This window comes from Streptomyces sp. NPDC050704 (assembly GCF_040654355.1).
In the GTDB taxonomy this organism is placed as follows: Bacteria; Actinomycetota; Actinomycetes; order Streptomycetales; family Streptomycetaceae; genus Streptomyces.
Genome location: NZ_JBFAHW010000279.1, coordinates 1 through 1,387, shown reverse-complemented (window position 1 = coordinate 1,387; position 1,387 = coordinate 1). Strand labels below are relative to the sequence as shown.

General features: G+C 72.0%; 2 protein-coding genes. One reads left to right on the top strand and one right to left on the bottom strand.

Features of this window, described 5'->3' with window-relative positions:
- Positions 1 to 987: HEAT repeat domain-containing protein (locus AB0I18_RS52100; protein WP_363112902.1), on the bottom strand; the 987-nt coding region annotated here is incomplete at its 3' end.
- Positions 988 to 1,247: 260 nt separating this feature from the next.
- Here AB0I18_RS52100 and AB0I18_RS52095 point away from each other — a divergent pair.
- Positions 1,248 to 1,387 (top strand): SAM-dependent methyltransferase (locus tag AB0I18_RS52095; RefSeq protein WP_363112903.1); only part of this gene is annotated, 140 nt, incomplete at its 3' end.

Sequence of the window (1,387 nt, the reverse complement as noted above, 5' to 3'; positions counted from 1 at the left end):
GTCGACGTACGGGAGCAGCTGCCACACGGCGTCCCATCCCCCCACCTCACCGACTGCCACGGCGGCGGCCGCCCGGGTACGGTCAGGCAGCGCCGGGTCATCCAGCGCCGTCCGCAGATGCTCGGCGGCGGCCGGGGTGCCGATGCCGCCCAACGCGCGCGCGGCCCACGGTCCGGCCACCGGGTCACTCAGCCACCGCACCGCCGGGTCCGTCGCCCGCTCATCACCGCGTCCACCGAGTCCACTGAGCAGATATGCCGCCACTCCGGGGTCCCGCTCGTCCTCCAGGGCCGCGGCCAGTGAGTCCGCTGCCGTGGCGGCATCGGCGTTGAGCAGCCGTCGGGTCACCGCGGTCCGTACCTGCGGGGACGGGTCGCGCAGCCCGGTGAGCAGCGAGTCCAGCAGCCGCACGGCGCAGTCGGCCGGCACCATCTCCAGGGCCCGGGCACGGGCGGCGCCCTCGCCTTCACGAGCCGCGCGGATCACCTCTGCCCTGACGGCATGGTCCCGCGCGAACCGGTGCACCAGACTGCTGGCACGTCCCCACACCTGGTCATCCGGATCACCGAGCAGTTCCACCAGGGCCACCACGTCACCGGGGACACCGAACGCGTCCAACCCGACCAGTGCGTTGATCCGGACATGCCGGTCGGGATCGCGCAGCAGCCGCGCGAACACCTCGGTCACCGGCCGGCCGTCCAGGCCCAGCCGGAGCACGGCGAGCGAAGCCCTACGCCGTACCTGCGGATCCGCATCGTCCAACAGCTTCACCACAACCCCGCCGGTCTCCCGCGCCCCAAGCCGGCCCAGCCCCTGAGCCACAGCCGCCCGCACCCCGGGCTCGGGGTCGTCCGCAACCGCCACCAGTGCGGTGGCATGCTCCGGACGGCCGATCCTCCCCAGCCCCTTCGCCGCCGCCGTACGTCGCTCCGGGTCCGCGCCTGCCAACTCCCGCAGGAAATAGGCGATCTGATGCTCTGCCCCCATGACACCCCCCAGAACAAAGACACCCGAAGCCCGCAAAGGTTGCACCCCACCCCACCCCACCCCACCCCACTCCGCACCAAGGGGCGTCGTCCGCAGGCCCGACCGAGCCGGAGTGTGCCGAGGGCTCCGGCAGCTCCGCCGGGAGAACCACCTCTCGAACTGCCGGAGGGGTGAACTGGTGTACGCAGCCGGGCCGTTGGGACGTACGTTGTGCACTGGACAATGCACGCATCGGCCGAAGAGACGGACGGACGGTATCCATGCCCGACCCAGCGACGACGCCCCAACCAGCGGCGCATCACAAGATCGACACCTCGGTGCCGCACTCGGCCCGGATCTGGAACTACTGGCTGGGCGGCAAGGACAACTACCCCGTCGACGAGGAGGCCGGCGACGCGTA